This is a genomic window from Streptomyces sp. NBC_00076, assembly GCF_045041235.1.
GTDB lineage: Bacteria > Actinomycetota > Actinomycetes > Streptomycetales > Streptomycetaceae > Streptomyces.
The window spans coordinates 895,321-911,820 of the sequence record NZ_CP108242.1 but is presented as its reverse complement, the minus strand read 5'-3'; the positions used below and the strand labels follow the sequence as shown (position 1 = coordinate 911,820).

The 16,500-nt window shown below is 69.8% G+C and carries 12 protein-coding genes and 1 pseudogene; 6 read left to right on the top strand and 7 right to left on the bottom strand.

From position 1 onward, the window contains the following. Window positions 1–109 precede the first annotated feature (109 nt). Window positions 110–484, bottom strand: a pseudogene (locus OHA64_RS04350) (MFS transporter); the annotation flags it as partial. A gap of 160 nt (window positions 485–644) precedes the next feature. Here OHA64_RS04350 and OHA64_RS04345 point away from each other — a divergent pair. The 6 genes from OHA64_RS04345 to OHA64_RS04320 all read left to right on the top strand — a co-directional run bounded on the left by OHA64_RS04345 (window position 645) and on the right by OHA64_RS04320 (window position 7,610). Beyond that, window positions 645–1,859 carry an ROK family transcriptional regulator gene (locus tag OHA64_RS04345; RefSeq protein ID WP_405608048.1) on the top strand — a complete coding sequence of 405 codons (1,215 nt, stop codon included), beginning with the start codon at window positions 645–647 and terminating at the stop codon, window positions 1,857–1,859. Window positions 1,860–2,073: 214 nt separating this feature from the next. Continuing rightward, window positions 2,074–3,423 carry an ABC transporter substrate-binding protein gene (locus OHA64_RS04340; RefSeq protein ID WP_405608045.1) on the top strand — a complete coding sequence of 450 codons (1,350 nt, stop codon included), beginning with the start codon at window positions 2,074–2,076 and terminating at the stop codon, window positions 3,421–3,423. A 2-nt stretch (window positions 3,424–3,425) separates the two neighbouring features. After that, window positions 3,426–4,424: a carbohydrate ABC transporter permease gene (locus tag OHA64_RS04335; RefSeq protein ID WP_405608042.1), complete on the top strand. Its 999-nt coding sequence runs from the start codon at window positions 3,426–3,428 to the stop codon at window positions 4,422–4,424. Further along, on the top strand, window positions 4,421–5,284 hold the full coding sequence (locus OHA64_RS04330; protein WP_405608039.1) for a carbohydrate ABC transporter permease: 864 nt from the start codon (window positions 4,421–4,423) through the stop codon (window positions 5,282–5,284). The genes OHA64_RS04335 and OHA64_RS04330 overlap by 4 nt, the downstream gene beginning before the upstream one ends. A gap of 30 nt (window positions 5,285–5,314) precedes the next feature. Then, entirely contained in the window at window positions 5,315–6,598 is a 1,284-nt protein-coding gene (locus tag OHA64_RS04325) for a 6-phospho-beta-glucosidase (protein WP_405608036.1), read from the top strand. Further along, a complete protein-coding gene (locus OHA64_RS04320; RefSeq protein ID WP_405608033.1) occupies window positions 6,591–7,610 on the top strand; it encodes an N-acetylglucosamine kinase in 1,020 nt (339 codons plus the stop codon). Before OHA64_RS04325 ends, OHA64_RS04320 begins: the two co-directional genes overlap by 8 nt. Window positions 7,611–7,680: 70 nt before the next feature. On the opposite strand, the gene OHA64_RS04315 is transcribed toward OHA64_RS04320, so the two are convergent. The 6 genes from OHA64_RS04315 to OHA64_RS04290 form a co-directional block, all read right to left on the bottom strand. Then, window positions 7,681–9,486 carry an RICIN domain-containing protein gene (locus OHA64_RS04315; RefSeq protein ID WP_405608030.1) on the bottom strand — a complete coding sequence of 602 codons (1,806 nt, stop codon included), beginning with the start codon at window positions 9,484–9,486 and terminating at the stop codon, window positions 7,681–7,683. A 56-nt stretch (window positions 9,487–9,542) separates the two neighbouring features. After that, on the bottom strand, window positions 9,543–11,678 hold the full coding sequence (locus OHA64_RS04310) for a beta-galactosidase (RefSeq protein ID WP_405608027.1): 2,136 nt from the start codon (window positions 11,676–11,678) through the stop codon (window positions 9,543–9,545). Between the two features lie 48 nt (window positions 11,679–11,726). Then, window positions 11,727–12,659: a carbohydrate ABC transporter permease gene (locus OHA64_RS04305; protein WP_405608024.1), complete on the bottom strand. Its 933-nt coding sequence runs from the start codon at window positions 12,657–12,659 to the stop codon at window positions 11,727–11,729. Continuing rightward, entirely contained in the window at window positions 12,656–13,552 is an 897-nt protein-coding gene (locus OHA64_RS04300; RefSeq protein ID WP_405608021.1) for a carbohydrate ABC transporter permease, read from the bottom strand. Before OHA64_RS04300 ends, OHA64_RS04305 begins: the two co-directional genes overlap by 4 nt. A 1-nt stretch (window position 13,553) precedes the next feature. Further along, a complete protein-coding gene (locus tag OHA64_RS04295; protein WP_405608018.1) occupies window positions 13,554–14,945 on the bottom strand; it encodes an ABC transporter substrate-binding protein in 1,392 nt (463 codons plus the stop codon). Window positions 14,946–15,325: 380 nt separating this feature from the next. Continuing rightward, complete coding sequence (locus tag OHA64_RS04290; RefSeq protein ID WP_405608015.1) at window positions 15,326–16,468, bottom strand: LacI family DNA-binding transcriptional regulator; 1,143 nt, start codon at window positions 16,466–16,468, stop codon at window positions 15,326–15,328. Window positions 16,469–16,500: the final 32 nt, after the last annotated feature.

The window sequence follows — 16,500 nt, the reverse complement described above, 5'->3', positions numbered from 1 at the left end:
ACGTGGGTTGAGGAAGTCGGCCGCCGCCGCCCGCCCTGCGGATGCGCTACTCCGTGTCTGCTCACGCCGTCAGCCGCCGTCAGCCGCCGTCAGCCGCCGTCAGCCGCCGTCAGCCGCCGTCAGCCGCCGACCGGCAACGCAGCAGCCGCCCGCCGAGAAGCACCGTGCAGGCCCCGACGGTCAGCAGGCCGCCGACGAGGAAGGCGCCCCGTACGTCGGCCAGCGACAGGACCAGTCCCCCGATCGCGGCGCCCGCCGCGATGCCGAGGTTGTAGGCACCGGAGTTCGCCGCGAGTGCGATGTCCGTGCGACTCGGCGCGCACCGCAACATCGCGTTCTGGGTGGTCATGAAGACCGGGCCGAGCGCGCCGCCCATCAGCACCAGGAACACCACCGCCGCCATCGGGTCGCTGCCGGCCGCGTACAAGCCGAGCATGCCCACCGCCTGCGTAGCGACGGCAACGGCCAACGCGGACTGCGGGAAAGCGGTCCAGCGACGCCGTCCATGGAGATACCTCACCGGGCTCGTCCTTACCGCCGCAACCCAATTGCGGTGGGGGCCAAGGGTTGATTCCGGCCATGTGCGCGCGTATAAATAAGCAACTTTCTTTCTTACAGAACTCCGACGCCGAGACGAGGGCACCGTGACCCGTCGTTATCCAGCAGGCCCGCAGCGGTTGCTGCGTTCGCTCAACGGCCGTGCCGTGCTGGAGGCGATCGACGACCAGGGCCCGGTCACGACCACCGATCTGGCCGGGCGGATCCCGCTGTCACGGCCCACGGTGGCTGCCGCGGTCGGGCTGCTGCTGGAGCGTGGGGTGATCACCGAGGTGGGCCCGGTGACGGGCCGCAAGGGTCCGGCGCCGGCGCAGTACCGGGTGAACGCCGACTGCGCCTTCGCGATCGGCGTGGACGTCGGGCACCGCAGGATCCGCGCCGCGGTCGCCGATGTCACCGGCCGGGTACGGGGACGGGCCGAGTCCGAGCAGCACGGTGACCGCGGTGGGGACGCGCTCGTCGGACAGGTCCTGGACATGTGCGTGGACCTGGCCGAGCAGGTGGGCCGGCCGCTGCGGGACATCACCCAGGTCGTCGCGGGACTGCCGGCCGCGGTCGGCTCGGACGGACGCCACCTGTCGTACGCCGCCGGACTTCCAGACGCCGGGCGGGGGATCGGTGAGGCGCTCGGCCGTGCGATGCCGGTGCCGCTGGTCCTCGAGAACGACGTGAACCTCGCCGCGCTGGCCGAGCGGACCCATGGACTCGGTACCGACACCGACGACTTCGTCCTGGTCAGCCTGGGTGTCGGGCTCGGACTCGGGCTGGTCGTGGACGGCCGGGTCCGGCGGGGTGCCACGGGTGTGGCCGGTGAGGCGGGCTACCTGCCCAGTGACCGTATGGTCGCGCCGGTCGGGCAGCGCCGGGACCTCGTGCAGGAACATCTGGGCGCGCGCTACATCAGCGACCGGGCCCAGCGGCTCGGGCTGCCCGGTGACGGCAGCCCGCGCACCGTCTTCGAACTCGCCCGCGCCGGCGACCCCGGCGCGCTGGAGATCGTGGACGACACCGCCCGCAGCGTCGCCTACGTGGTGGCCTGCGTCGTACCCCTCATCGACCCGGCACTCATCGTGCTGGGGGGCGCCATTGGCGCCAACGGCGACCTGTTGCTCGAACCGGTCACCCGTCATCTGGCCGATTTCAGTACGTTCCGGCCGCCCATCGTCGTGTCGGGCCTCGGTCCGGACGCCGTGCTCACCGGAGCCACGACCATGTCGGCGGAGCTGGCCCGGGAGGCCGCCTTCGCCGCCGCCACCACCACTCCCGTCCCACAGACAGCGCCACCGTCGTCCCTGTCCTGAGAACCGCTGTACCCCGTAACACCGCTGTACCGCGAAAACCTGCTGTGCCTCGAAAAACTGCTGTGTCTCGAAAAACTGCTGTGTCCTACAACACCGCGGCGACGCCGTCTTGCCGGACAGCGCCGCCGCTCAAGGTCACCGGGCGTTGTCGCGCCCGATCGACCGACGACCGATCCGTCACCCAGGAAATCCCGTCTCCGAGGAAGGACGATCAGTGTTCAAACCTATCACCGGGGCCGCGGCAGTCACGGCTGCCGGCGTGCTGTTGCTGGCCGGCTGTACGTCATCCGGGCCCGCCTCCTCACAGCCCGACTCCGCCATCTCGCCGGGTGCCTCGCACAAGGCCACCACCGTCACGGTCTGGACGTTCAACCACCTTCCCAACGAAGTGGCGGCGTTCAAGGCGACACTGAGCCGACTGCACACCAAGTACCCGTGGCTGACCGTGAAGTTCGTGCCCAACAAGGACGACGCCGCCTACGCCAAGGCGGTCGCCGCGGGCAACCCGCCCGACGTCTTCATCAGCTCCACACCCGACAACGTGGCGAAGTTCTGCTACAACGGCACGGTCGCCGACCTTGGCCCCTACCTGTCCTCGGCCAAGATCGACACGGCCAAGACCTTCCCGCCCGCGACCCTCGTCTACACCCGCTACCAGAGCAAGCAGTGCGCGCTGCCGCTGCTGACCGATGCGTTCGCGCTCTACTACAACAAGAAGATGTTCGCCGCGGCCGGCATCACCAAGCCCCCTACCACCCTCGCCGAACTGACCGCCGACGCGAAGAAGTTGACGGTCAAGAACGCGGACGGCTCCATCAAGACCTACGGCTTCGTCCCCCGCTCCGACTACGACGTCAACCGCTACCTCTTCGTCGGAGCGCACAGCGGCACCGACTTCTACGGCAAGGACGGCAAAACAACTTTCGCCTCCGACCCCAAGTGGCAGCAGATCCTCACCTGGGACCAGGAGCTCATCGACTACTACGGCAAGGCGAACGTGCAGAAGTTCGTGGGCCGTTACCAGCCGCACGCGGACGACGCGGGCAACCCGCTGCTGACCGGCGCCGCGGCGATGGAGTACGACGGTGAGTGGCACGTCGGCGAGATCGCCACGGAGAAGAAGGACTTCGACTACGGCGTCGTACCGATGCCGGTCCTGGACGGGTCCTCGGGCACCTACGGCGCGGGCGCCACGCTCGGCACCGTCGCCTATCTGTCCGCGGGCTCCCAGCAGAAGCAGGAGGCGTTCTTCGCGCTCCAGCAGCTCACCACCGACACCACGTTCCTGAACACCCTCGCGGACACGGTCTACAACGTCCCGAGCACGTTCGCCGCGCTCAAGGCCTGGGACAAGGCGGACGACCCGCACTGGAAGCCGTTCGTCGACATCTTCCAGAACCCGCACTCCTCCTACAAGACGCTCACCCCGGCCGGCATCGAGGACATGGACACCTGGCGCGCCTTCCTCCTCGACTACGAGCAGGGCAAGGTGAAGGACGCCGCCGGCGGACTGGCAGGGGTCGGCAAGAAGATCGACGGCCTCAACTCCGACAGCGGGCAGTAGGGATGACGACCGTTCTCGCCCCCGTGGGCGACGACCCGGGCACGGCGCACCCGCGCCCTGCCCGGGGCGGGCGGCGCCGTCCGAGCACAGCCCGCTGGTGGGTCGTCCTCGCCTTCCTGTCCCCGTTCGTCCTCGGGTTCACCGTCTTCGTGCTCTACCCGGTGGCCGCCACGCTCTACTACTCCCTCACCGACTTCCAGGCCGGCTCCTACCGGCCGGTCCGGTTCGTCGGACTGCGCAACTACCGCGCCCTGTTCAGCCAGTCCGACACCTTCTGGGTGGCCGTACGCAACACACTGTGGATGGTCGTCGTCATGGTGCCGCTGCGCACCGCCTGGGCCATGCTCGCCGCCTGGGTGATCATCCGCGTCAAGCGCGGCAGGGCCGTGTACCGCACGCTGTTCTTCCTGCCGTCCATGGTGCCGGTCGTGGCCGCCGCCCTGTCGTTCATCGTGCTGCTCAACCCGGTCGGACCGCTCAACCGGCTGCTGGGTCTCGTGGGCGTGGATGGCCCCGGCTGGTTCTCCGACCCCGCCTGGTCCAAGCCGAGCCTCGTCATGATGGCGCTGTGGGCCAGCGGCAACGTGATGGTCATCTTCTCCGCCGCCATGCTCGACGTACCGCGCGAGCTGTACGAGGCCGCCGAACTCGACGGTGCGGGCGCGTTGCGGAAGTTCCGCAGCATCACCCTCCCGGCGATCTCCCCGGTCATCTTCTTCGCGCTGCTCACCGGAATGATCTACACCTTCCAGTACTTCACCGAGGCGTTCGTCGCCTCCAGCTCCGCGAACGCCACGTCGTCCAGCAACGACCTGATCGGCTACCCGGCCAACTCCCTGCTGTTCTACTCCACGGAGCTGTACCGGCAGGGCTTCTCCTACTTCAAGACCGGCTACGCCTCGGCCATGGCCTGGCTGCTGTTCCTGGTCATCTTCGCGGCGACCGTGGTCTTCATCCGCGCCTCGCGCCGCTTCGTGCACCACGCGGGCGGTGGCCGATGAGCACCCTCGATCTGACGAAGCGTCAACCTCGTACCGGACGACGCCTGTTGTACCTGTTGGCCGAGCACGCGCCGGCCGTCGCGATCGCGCTGTGCTTCCTGCTGCCGCTGACCATCGGCGTCCTCACCGCGTTCATGACCCAGCACCAGGCCGGCACCGGCTCGCTGTGGCCCTCACCCTGGGAGTTCGGCAACTTCCGCAAGGTCTTCTCGGCCATGCCGTTCGGCCGCGACCTGCTCAACACGATGCTGTACGCCGGACTGTCCACGGTGGGCGTCGTCGTCTCCTCGGTACCCGTGGCCTACGCGCTGGCCCGGCTGCGATGGCGTGGCCGGGAGGGCGTCTTCCTGGTGGTCCTCGCCGCGATGATGATCCCGGCACAGGTCACCAGCCTTCCCCTGTACGTCATGTACGCGCACGTCGGCTGGGTGGGCACCCTCAAACCCCTCATCGTCCCGTCCTTCTTCGGCGACGCCTTCAGCATCTTTCTGCTGCGCCAGTTCTTCCTGACCATCCCCGACGAGTTCACCGAGGCGGCCCGGGTCGACGGCGCGGGAGAACTGCGCATCCTGTGGCGGGTCCTGATCCCCATGGCCAAGCCGGCGATCGCCGCCGTGGGGCTCTTCGCGTTCCTGTACGCGTGGAACGACTTCTACAACCCGCTGCTCTACACGGGCAACAGCGACACCGGCCAGACCCTCGCGGTGGCCCTCAGCCAGCTCGCCAAGAACGGGCACCAGAACGCCTACGAGCTGCAGATGGCGGCCTCGCTGATGTTCCTGCTGCCCGTCCTGGTGCTGTTCTTCCTGGCGCAGAAGGTCTTCGTCGAGGGCATCGCGCTGACCGGCGTCAAGGGCTGAACCTCCCCCCACGCACACTCCAGGAGCACGATGAAGATCACCGTTGTCGGCGGTGGCAGTACCTACACACCCGAACTGATCGAAGGTTTCGCCCGGCGCGCCGGTGTACTGCCCGTCGACGAACTCGTCCTGCACGACATCGACGCCGAACGGCTGGCCGTGATCGGCGGACTGTCCCGTCGTATCCTCGCCCGGCACGGCTTCCCCGGCCGCCTGACCACCACCGACGACCTTGCCCACGCGGTCGACGGAGCGGCCGCGGTGCTCGTCCAACTCCGCGTGGGCGGGCAGGCGGCCCGCCTGGTCGACGAGACCCTGCCGAACCGCTTCGGCCTGCTGGGGCAGGAGACCACCGGCCCCGGCGGCTTCGCGAAGGCCCTGCGCACGGTGCCGGTGGTGCTCGACATCGCCGCCGAGGTACGCCGCCGCGCCAGGCCCGGCGCCTGGATCGTCGACTTCACCAACCCGGTCGGCATCGTCACCCGCGCCCTGCTGGACGCCGGGCATCGCGCCGTCGGCCTGTGCAATGTGGCGATCAAGTTCCAGCGGCAGTTGGCGGCCCGCCTCGGCACCGAACCCGACCGTGTACGGCTCGGCCACGCAGGACTCAACCACCTGTCCTGGATCCGCTCGGTCACCGTGGACGGAGTGGACCGTCTGCCGGAACTGCTGAGCGGCGACGCCCTCGACGAACTCGCCGCGCAGACCCGGGTCCCCGCCGGGGCGTTGCGCGACCTCGGTGCCATCCCCTCGTACTACCTCCACTACTTCTACTGCACGGACGACGAGGTCCGGGCCCAGCAGGCCGGAACCCACCGCGCCTCACAAGTCCTCGCCATCGAAAGGGAGTTGCTGACCCTCTACGCGGACCCCGGCCTGGACCGCAAACCCGACCTGCTGGAGCAGCGCGGCGGGGCGTACTACAGCGAAGCCGCGGCCGCCCTGGTCACCAGCCTGCTCACCGGCGACGGTGCCCACCACTACGTGAACGTACGCAACGACGGAGTCCTGCCCGGCCTGCCGGACGAGGCCGTGGTCGAAGTGCCGGCCCACGTCGACACCGACGGACCGCACCCGCTCCCCGTGCCACCCCTGCCGCCCGAGATGCTCGGGCTCGTCCAGGCGGTCACCGCGTACGAGACCCTCACCGTCGAGGCCGCCCTGACGGGGGACCGGACGGTGGCCCGGCGCGCCCTGATCGCCAACCCGCTGGTACGCGAATGGGCGCGTGCGGACACGCTTCTCGACGCGCTGCTGGACGCCAACCGCCCTCATCTGCCCCGGTTCTTCACGAGCGAGGCCGTCGATGCCTGACCTCGTGGTGGGCGTCGACGGAGGAAACTCCAAGACCGACCTCGTCCTCGCGGACACCGAGGGACGGCTGCTGTCCTGGGTGCGCGGCCCGGGCACCCGTCCGCACACCGAGGGAATGGAGATCACCACCGAACGGCTCGCCGACCTGGGCCGGCACGCGCTGGCGGAGGCCGGCCTTCCCGACACGACGCCGGTCTCGGTCGGCGCGTACTTCCTCGCCAACGTCGACCGCCGGGCCCAGGAGCGCCTGGCGCTACGGCAGTTGACCCGCCTGGGCGTGGCCGACCGGACCCTGGTGCGCAACGACACACTCGCCGTCCTGCGGGCCGGCGCACCGGACGGCTGGGGAGTGGCGGTGGTGTCCGGCGCCGGCATCAACGCGGCCGCCGTCCATCCGGGGGGCCGCTCGGCCCGCTTCCTGTCCCTCGGCGACCTCACCGGGGACTGGGGCGGCGGGCTCGCCGTGGCCCGGGCGGGCCTGGGGGCCGCCGTCCGCGCGGGCGACGGGCGGGGACCGGCGACCCGGCTGCGGAAAACCCTGCCGGGGCACTTCGGCCTGGACAGTGTGGAGTCCGTCGCACTGGCCGTCAGTAGCGGCGACATACCGGTGACCGCTCTGCACGGCCTGGCACCCCTGGTCTTCGTGACCGCCGCCGACGGCGACGCGGTGGCACGGGGCATCGTGGAACGCCTCGGCGACGAGATCGTCGTCATGGTGACCGCCCTGCTGCGCCGACTCCGCCTGCTGCGCACCCCGACACCGGTGGTACTCGGCGGCGGCACCCTGCAGAACGACCAGGTACTGCTGCGGGACCACATCAGAGCCCGTCTGGCCACCGAGGCGCCGCTGGCCCGGCCCGGGGTACTCGATGTGCCCCCGATCGCGGGCGCGCTGCGGGAGGCACTCCTGACGGCGGGCGCCCCGGCCGCCGTACAACACCGCCTGCGCGAGGCCATGGCCGAACGGAAGCCGCCGCCGCTCCTGACCGACGGGACATGTCCGCCTGAGTGACTACCCCGTACGAGGGCCGCGCTTTCGAGAGCCCTCGTACGGGGTGTCGCCGACCGTTGAAGGCCGGCGTCTACTGCACGAGCTCCCAGTCCTGAGAGCCGTCCGTGGCCGCGTTCTGCAAGGTCAGCGGCGCTCCGTCGGACGCTCCGGTCACGTACAGGCTGGTGTTCTTGACCGACTGGAGCTTGTAGAACCCGTCGCTGGTCTTGACCAGGTTCCAGCTGCCGGTGGCGCTGTTGTCGACCCACTGTCCGATCCGCTGGCCGGCCGTCGCGTTCCCCGTCCAGATGGCCGCGGCGCGGCCGCCCGACTTGTTCAGCAGGCTCGTGCCGCCGTTCGGCTCGGTCACCACGTGCCAGTACTGGGTGTCCGGATTCGCCGCCGAGCCGGGCTCCTCCAGACGGACGTCGGGTACGTCCGAGTTGCCGATGTTCGCGTCGTTGGTCTTGTTCCCGGTGCCGATCACCTGGTCGGTCTTGCGGTTCACCAACTGGTAGTAGACCCCGGCCGAGTGGCCGAGGTCGACCTCGGCGTGGGCGATCGTCGAGGTGCCCTGGTTGTTGAGGATCGCGATACGGCCGGTGCCCTCGACGTACTGCAGGTTGCGGCTGTAACCGGCCTGCGAGGACGTCTGGTACTCCTTCCAGGTGCCGTCGCCGCGTCCGCTCTCGTTGACCCAGACGTTGCCGCTGCCGGCCGCGTTGTACACCAGGCGCCCGCCGGGAAGCCGGATGAGGACCGGACTGCCGCCCGTCGCGAGGGCGTGGGAACCAGCGTCGAGGGGCAACGTGGTGACGCCCGTGCCGGTGGCGGAGCCGGTGTAGATCTTCAACGGGTCATCGGCGAGCAGGTACTTGGTGTTGACTCCGCCGCCCCAGTACTCGAAGGTCAGGAGCCACTTGCCGTCCGTCGTCCGTACGACGTTCGCCATGCCCGGCCGTCCGCCCCCGATCTCCGTCTTGCCGCCTCCCATGTCCTGCGTCAGTCCGGCGACGTCGACGACGGGGGCGCTCCACTGCGCGCTGCGACCGTCCCAGGTCTTGTGGGCGAGGATCTGGCCCTGGGAGTCCGTGGCGGTGTCGTTGGCGGGGTCCAGCGTGGGGACGCCGGTGGTCGCGTTGAAGCCGGTGTAGTCGTTCTCGTCGGAGTAGTAGCAGACGAGTCGGCCCTTGTAGACCATCAGGTACGGCTCCCAGATGGGGTCCACCTGCTTGTTCGTGTTCGCGGCGGCGATGTTCTGCCCGGTCGCGCCCGCGCTGCCGCCCTGCCAGCCGCCCGTCGCGACGACGTTGACGACCTTCCACGTCGCGCCTTCGTCGGTGCTGGAGTACAGGGCGATCGCCAGGTCCTTGCGGTCACCGTCGTTGGACGGCGTCCAGTTCGGGTCGGCCGCCTTGTGCTCCTTGTAGTAGTAGTCGTCGCCCGACACGACACTCGCAAGCAGCAGTGTGCCCTGCTTCAGGTTCCCGACGTCCTGCGGAAGCGTGTAGAGGTACGGGTTGGTCCAGTTGCTCGTGTACTTCGCGTACTGGGGGTCGCTGGACAGATACGCCGGAGCCTTGACCTCGGATAGCGGCTGCCACGACGTTCCGCGGTCGTCGCTCTTGTAGACGGGCAGGGTCTGCTGGTCGGCGCTGCCCGTCGCCGACACCACCGTGGACTTCTCGAAGGACGCGACCAGACGGCCGCTCGGCAGCTGCGCCGACTTCGGGTAGACCGCGCAGTTGCCCCGCCCTTTGAGGCACGGTTCGTTTCCGAGCTGGTAGAGGATCCCGCCGGTCGGGTTGTACGCGTGCGCGCTGCCCATGGGGATCGCCAGCATCGCTGACGCCGCGACGAAGGTTCCCAGCGCTCTGCGTGCTCTTCTTCTGTACATAGCCCCTCCTCGGGGGATGGCCACGGTGATGCCGGTAAGGGGTCGGATCAGGTCGATCAGGAGGTGAACACGCGGACGTCCCAGGCGCCGAGGTGCAGCGCCGTGCCCGCGGGGAGGGACGTGCCGGTCAGGGCGTCGGAGAGGGCCACCGGGGCGGAGACGCTCGTGGCCTCCCAGCTCCAGTTGTGGACGATGTGCACGCGGCGTCCGTCGGGTGAGGTGCCGGTCGTCGCGGTGACGGGTTCCGGGAGGTCCCGCCACGTGCCGCGGGAGACCGGTGCCATCCAGGCGGCCAGTGCCCGGGCGAGGTCGCGGCCGGGGACGGTGCCGACGGTGGTGACGCGGCCGGAGCCGTGGCGGCGGGTGGTGACCGCGGGCCAGCGGCCGAAGTGGGGGTGGTCGTAGCCGGCGAGCACCTCGGCGTCGGTGACGGTCAGGCCGTCCGCCCAGCGGGTCGCCGTCGCGCGCTCCGGCAGGTCGAGCGGCCCACCGGAGGCCGACCGGACGGGGACCTCCTGTACGAGGTTGCTGAACTCGTCGTAGTGGACACCCGCGGCCTCCACCAGTCGCCCGGGGGCCGGTTCGTGGCGGGCCCGGGCCTCGTGGTCGGCGTAGCCGGTGCGCGGACCGAGGACCAGATGGCCGCCCGCCTCCGCATAGGCCGCCAGCCAGTCGAGCGTGGAGTCGGCGGCGAGGTACAACGCCGGGACGACGAGGACGGGGTGGCGGACCACGGCCTCCTGCGGCGTCATGCCCTCCCGTTCGGCTCGCGGGTCGTGCAGTTGGCGGGCGTGGACGATGCGGACCTGACGGCCGGCGTCGAAGGCGCCGCGGTAGAGGGGGTCGAAGATGCCGTGGTAGGCCTCCGGGTCCGGCTCGCCGTCGGGTGTCGCGAGCGGCGGGTACTTCTGCATGAGCCACTTGCTCGGCGTCGAGTACACCATCGTGATGTCGGCGTCCGGTTCGAGCCCGGCGACGAGCGGACCGGCCGCCTCGAACTCGGCGCCCAGCCGGGCGAGTTCGGCGTAGGTGCGGCCGGGCCGGCCGGTGTGGGGCAGGATGCCGCCCCAGTAGGTCTCCGCGCCGAAGTGCAGCGTGTGCCAGTGCCAGTACTCGATCATGCGGGCCCCGCGACCGACCAGCGCCCAGGCCGCCTGCCGCCACTGACCGTCGTAGGCGGGACGGTTGTCCCACGGCATGCCGATGGAGCCGGCGTTGGTCTCGGTGACGAGGAAGGGCTCCTGGCGGGAGGAGAACATCCAGTCGGCGGTCTGATACAGCGCCCACACGCCGGTGGTCTGCCAGCCCTGCACGTGGTCGTCCGGCGTGGGGTCGGGCAGCAGCAGATCGTCCTGCATGCCGTAGTACGCGTTGCCCGTGGCGATGTCGAGGCGGTCGGTCAGCTCGTCGTCCTCCACCCCGGGGCGCTTGTAGGAGATGCAGGTGGTGACGAAGTGCTCGGGGTCGGAGTACTCGCGGACGATGTCGGCCTGCCAGCCGATGAACTCGGTGACCTGGCGGGCCTGGAACTCCCGCCAGGCGACGTCGTACTGCGGCTGCGCGTTGCCGTCCGGGGTCCACAGGTCGGCCCATGTCGACAGTCGGTGCGACCAGTAGACCAGGCCCCACTCGCGGTTGAGGGTCTCGACGTCGCCGTACCTGGCGCGCAGGTGGTCCACGAAGCGCTGGAAGACGCCGTGGTTGTGGAAGAGCTCCAGGCCGGGTTCGTTGTCGACCTGGAAGCCGATGACCGCGGGGTGCCCGGCGTACCGGGCGACGACCTTGCGGATGATCCGCTCGGCGTGGAACCGGAACGCGGGGTGGGTGAAGTCGACCTCCTGACGGGCGCCCCAGCCGATGCGCTCTCCGGTGCGCCGCTCGCCGGTGATCTCCGGGTACTGGCGGGCCAGCCACGGCGGGACGGCGTAGGTCGGGGTGCCGAGGACGACGGAGATGCCGCGTTCGTGGGCGCCGTCGAGGACGGGCTGGAGCCAGTCGAGGTCGAAGCGGCCGTTCTCGGGCTCCCAGGTGGACCAGACGGACTCGCCGACCCTGATGACGGTGACATGCGCGTCGGCCATGAGATCGAGGTCGGTCTTGAGGCGTTCGTCGGGGCGTCCGTCGCCGTAGGGCGGCCGGTACTCGTGGTAGTACGCGGCACCGAAGAGGACGCGGGCAGGCAGAGCCGCCATGAAGAAACCTCCGAAGGAGAACAGGGAGTACGAGGAGGACTGCGTGCCCTACTGCTTGACGCCGCCGGCGGCCAGGCCGCTCTGCCAGTACCGCTGGAGCAGCAGGAAGGCCACGACGAGGGGCAGGATCGAGATCAGGGATCCGGTCACGACGAGAGCGAGCATGTCGCTGCTGGAGCCGGCCCCGCCGTTCTGGGCCTGCGCGGCCCAGGAGGAGAGCCCGACCGTGATCGGGTACAGGTCCGGGTCGTTGAGCATGATCAGCGGCAGGAAGTAGTTGTTCCAGGTCGCCACGAGCGTGAACAGCAGGACGGTCACCAGGCCCGGTGCGAGCAGTCGCAGGGCGATCGTGAAGAAGATCCGGGCTTCCCCGGCGCCGTCGATGCGGGCCGCCTCCAGGATGCTGTCGGGAATGGCGTCCTGCGCGTAGACGCGCATGAGGTAGAGGCCGAACGGATTGACCAGGGAAGGCAGGATGATCGCCCACGGGGTGTTGACCAGGCCCGCCTCGGCGAAGAGGAGGTAGGTCGGGATCGCCAGGGCGGTGGTCGGGACCATGACGGCGCCCAGAACCAGGTTGAAGCCGAGCCGGTCGCCGCGGAAGCGGAACTTGGCGAAGCCGTACCCGGCCGCCGCCGCGAGCAGGGCGGCACCCACGGAGCTCACCACGGCGTACATCACCGTGTTGAGCAGCCAGTGCACGAAGACCCCGTCGTCCTGGGTGAAGGTCTCCTTGACGTTCGCCAGCAGTTGCGGGGCGTGTGAGAACCACAGGCCGAAGCTGTTGAACAGGTCCTGGGTGCTCTTGGTCGAGGCGATCAGCAGCCAGAACAGGGGGAGCAGGAAGTAGGCCAGGGCGGCCAGCATCGCGATGGTCAGCGAGGTGCTGCGGCGGGCGCGGGAGCGGCGGCGTCGCCGAGGGGCGACGGGAACCGGGGTCGCCACCGGGGTGGCGGCGACCGTGGGGGTCGTGGTCGTCACGGGGTCCTCCTGCGGTTCGCGGTGAGCAGGATGGCGTAGGAGGCGATCACGATGACGAGGCCGAGGAGGAAGGACACCGTGGCCGCGTAGTTGACCTGCTGGCCGGTGAAGGCGAGCGTGTAGGCGTAGAGGTTGGCGGTGTAGGAGCTGCTGATGACGTCCGGGGCGACCTTCATCAGCAGGTTCGGTTCGTTGAACAGCTGGAAACTGCCGATGACGGAGAACAACAGGGTGAGCAGCAACGCCGGTTTGAGAGCCGGGAGTTTGACGGACCAGGCGATCCGCCAGGCGCCGGCCCCGTCCATCGCGGCCGCCTCGTACAGCTCCTGCGGGATGGTGCGCAGGGCGGCGTACAGGATGATCATGTTGTAGCCGACGAACTCCCAGGTCACGATGTTCGCCAGACTGCCGAGCATCCAGCTCTCGCTGAGGAAGCCGGGGACCGGCAGGTCCAGCTTCCGGCTCAGCTGGGCGAACGGGCCGAAGTCCGGGCCGTACAGATAGCCCCACATGAGGGCGGCCACCACGCTCGGCACGGCGTACGGCACGAAGATGCCCAGCCGGATCACCCGGGCCAGCCGCAGCAGCCCGCTGTCGAGTGCGAGGGCGAACAGCAGCGCCAGCAGCAGCATCACCGGGACCTGGATCACGAAGAACAGCGCGACCCGTCCGACGCCGTGAATGAGCAGCGGGTCCTGGACGGCCTTGACGTAGTTGTCCAGTCCGACGAACGCGGTGCCGCCGATGAGGCGTTCCTGGAACAGGCTGAGGTAGGCGGCGTAGCCGAGCGGGGCGAGGAAGAGCAGGACGAAGAGCACCATGAACGGTGCGACGAACAGCGGCCCCGCCGCCCGGCGCCTCCCCTTGGCGGAGGGAGCGCTGGTGACGGCCATCTCAGCGCCCCTTGACGGTGAAGCCCTGGGCCTTGGCGTACGTGGTCAGCCGCGTCTGCCAGGTGCCGAGCGCGCGGGCGGTGTCGGTCTTGTCGGCGAGGGACTTGCCGACCGTCTCGGTCCAGTCGGTCGCCGCCTGGTCGAGGAACGGAGGCCACTGGAAAGAGGAGTTGACCGTGGTGCCGATGTCGGCGAAGACCTGGTTGACCTGCTGGCCGCCGTAGAACGCCGGCTTCTCTCCGACGAAGGCGGGGTCCGTCAGGAGCGCCTTCGTCGCCGGGAAGAAGAACTGTTCGGTGGCGAACATCTTCGCGCTGGCCGGGTCGCTGTTGAGGAACTGCGCGAACACGGCCGCCGCGACGGGGTTCTTGGTGGAGCGGATGACGGCGGTGGTCGAGCCGCCCCAGTTGCCGGAGCTGGGCTTGGCCGCGTCCCACTGGGGCAGCGGGGCCGCGCGCCACTTGCCGGCGGTGGCCTTGGCGGAACCGGAGAGGAAGACCGGCCCCCAGGCGGCGGTGATCCAGGTGGCGTACTTGCCCTTGTTGAGCGCCGCGTACCAGGAGTCGGTGAAGTCCGGCTCGACGCCGATGACCCCCTCCTTCGCGAGCCCGCCCCAGTACTCGCCGAGCTTCCGGGAGACCGCGTCGTCGACACTGATGGCGATGTCGCTCTTGCCGGAGGTCACGTACGGCTTGGCGCCCGCCTGCCACAGCAGGCCGTGCCAGGCGGCGACCTGGTTGGCCGCGAGGTTGGTCAAGTAGACGTCGGGGTCGGCCTTGTGGAGCTTGCGTGCCGCGGCGGCGAACTCGTCCCAGGTTCCCGGGACTTCGATGCCGTGCTTGTCGAAGATGTCCTGCCGGTACAGCATGCCCATCGGGCCGGTGTCCTGCGGGATCGCCCAGACCTCGCCGTCGCTGCCGCTGACCTGGCCCCACGTCCAGTCGACGAACTGCCCCTTGAGCGCGGAGGCGCCGTAGGGGCGCAGGTCCAGCAGACTGTCGGTGATGGTGAAGGTCGGTATCGCCTGGTACTCGATCTGCACCATGTCCGGGGCGCCGCTGCCGGCCTTCAGAGCCGTACGCAACTTGGTGTACTGCGGGGTGCCCTGGCCCGCGTTGACGACCTTGACCTTGACGGCCGGGTACTTCTTCTCGAAGAGCGCGACCTCCTTCGCGATGTTCGGGACCCAGGTCCAGAACGTCAGCTCGGTCGGCGTCTTCATCGCCTTGTCGATGTCGGCCTGGCTGACCGGCTTGGCGGCGGTGGAGGAACCACCGGAGTCACCGCCACCGCAGGCCGTGAGGGCGGCCCCGAGGGACAGGGCGCCCGTCGTGGTGAGGAAGAGCCTGCGGTTCATGGAGGAGGAGCTTGCGAAGGATCCGGATGTGGGCATGGTGAACTCCCGCCGATGGCGAAGGGGACCGCACGCCGAGGGAGGGCGTGCGAAAAGGGGATGACGAAGGGGAAAGCGGGCGTGTGCGTGACGGCCTGGACGTCGAAGCCGACGGTGTCGGGCTGACGGTTCACAAAGCGCGCCGACTGCTACCGGTTGACGGCGCACAGGTGTGTGCGGGACGGGCCGGAGAACGCCGCGCCCATGCGGCTCGAGAGCCACTGGGTGAGGAGGAGTGCGCGCGTCGTCCGAGCTGCGGGGGCGTCCGCGGCGGCGGGGACACGGTCGGGATGGGCAGGGCTGAACAAGGGCCGGTACGGCGGCTCGCCCCTGGGATCACATGCCCGGTCCGGTTTCTGCGGCCTGGCCTACGGCGCTGTTCAGCGCCGGGTGGACGACCCTCCCTTCGGAGGCGGGGGACTGGACGTCTCGACCCGGGGCCGGGAGGCGGTATGTCGGCGCCGTCCCGGAGGCCTTACGGACGCCGGGGGCTGGGTCGAGGCACGGACGACGAGATCGACCGGTGGGCCGCTCGCCGGCAGAGGCTCCGCCTGCGGGTTCTCGATGGCGTGCACCAGGCGCTTGAGCCCCTCCTGCGCCACGGTGTCGAACGGCTGGCGCACCGTGGTCAGCGGAGGAGTCACATAGGCGGCGACCGGGATGTCGTCGAAGCCGACGACGCTGATGTCCTCCGGCACACGCCGGCCGGCTTCCGTCAGGGCACGGATCAGGCCGATGGCCATGTCGTCGTTCGCGGCGAACACCGCCGTCACGTCGGGGTCGGCGGCCAGCTCCTGGCCCGCCGAGTAGCCGGAGGCGGCCGACCAGTCGCCCTCGAAGACCGGCGGTTCGGCCCTGCCGTGTGCTGCCAGGGCCGCCCGCCATCCCTCAAGACGGTCCTTGGCGGCGTACCACCGCTGGGGACCGGCGAGGTGATGGACGGTCGGGTGTCCCAGGTCCAGCAGATGCTCGACGGCCGCCCGGGCCATCACGTCGGCGCCGCCTCCCGCGGCCAGCACCGTGGAGGCGGTGAAGGGCGGTGGCGCGCCGAGGACCAGGACCGGCACGTTGATGCGGGCGGAGAGGTCTCCCGCGCCCGCTTCCTCCTCGATCGGCTCGGAGATGACGATCCCGTCCACGCCCTGGTCGAGGAGCGAGTCGACGGCGCCGGCGAGCCCCGAGGGGTCGCCTTCCATCGTGTTGACCACCCGGAGCGCGTAACCCGTGTCCCGGACGACCCGCTCCACGCCCATGAGCAGTGAGGCGGGACCGTACAGGGCCGTGCCCAGCGTCACCACACCGATCGAGCGGGTCCGTCCGGAGGCCAGCGCCCGGGCGGCGTTGTTGCGGCGGTAGCCGAGCTGCTCGGCGGCGTCGAGGACGCGTCGGCGCACGTCGGCGGAGACATACGGCTCGTCGTTGAAGACCCTCGACACCGTCTTCTGCGAGACACCGGCCACCCGGGCCACGTCCACACTGCGCGGCGCGCCGGGACTCCCGTCCCGTCCTGTCCCTCGCGTCATGACGTCTCCTGGTCGGCCGCACGATCGAGCCC

Excerpts from the sequence above, each read along its gene's own strand:
- OHA64_RS04335 (WP_405608042.1), top strand. The coding sequence starts at position 3,426 with ATGACGACCGTTCTCGCCCCCGTGGGCGACGACCCGGGCACGGCGCAC.
- OHA64_RS04330 (WP_405608039.1), top strand. The coding sequence starts at position 4,421 with ATGAGCACCCTCGATCTGACGAAGCGTCAACCTCGTACCGGACGACGC.
- OHA64_RS04325 (WP_405608036.1), top strand. The coding sequence starts at position 5,315 with ATGAAGATCACCGTTGTCGGCGGTGGCAGTACCTACACACCCGAACTG.
- OHA64_RS04320 (WP_405608033.1), top strand. The coding sequence starts at position 6,591 with ATGCCTGACCTCGTGGTGGGCGTCGACGGAGGAAACTCCAAGACCGAC.
- OHA64_RS04315 (WP_405608030.1), bottom strand. The coding sequence starts at position 9,486 with ATGTACAGAAGAAGAGCACGCAGAGCGCTGGGAACCTTCGTCGCGGCG.
- OHA64_RS04310 (WP_405608027.1), bottom strand. The coding sequence starts at position 11,678 with ATGGCGGCTCTGCCTGCCCGCGTCCTCTTCGGTGCCGCGTACTACCAC.
- OHA64_RS04300 (WP_405608021.1), bottom strand. The coding sequence starts at position 13,552 with ATGGCCGTCACCAGCGCTCCCTCCGCCAAGGGGAGGCGCCGGGCGGCG.
- OHA64_RS04295 (WP_405608018.1), bottom strand. The coding sequence starts at position 14,945 with ATGCCCACATCCGGATCCTTCGCAAGCTCCTCCTCCATGAACCGCAGG.
- OHA64_RS04290 (WP_405608015.1), bottom strand. The coding sequence starts at position 16,468 with ATGACGCGAGGGACAGGACGGGACGGGAGTCCCGGCGCGCCGCGCAGT.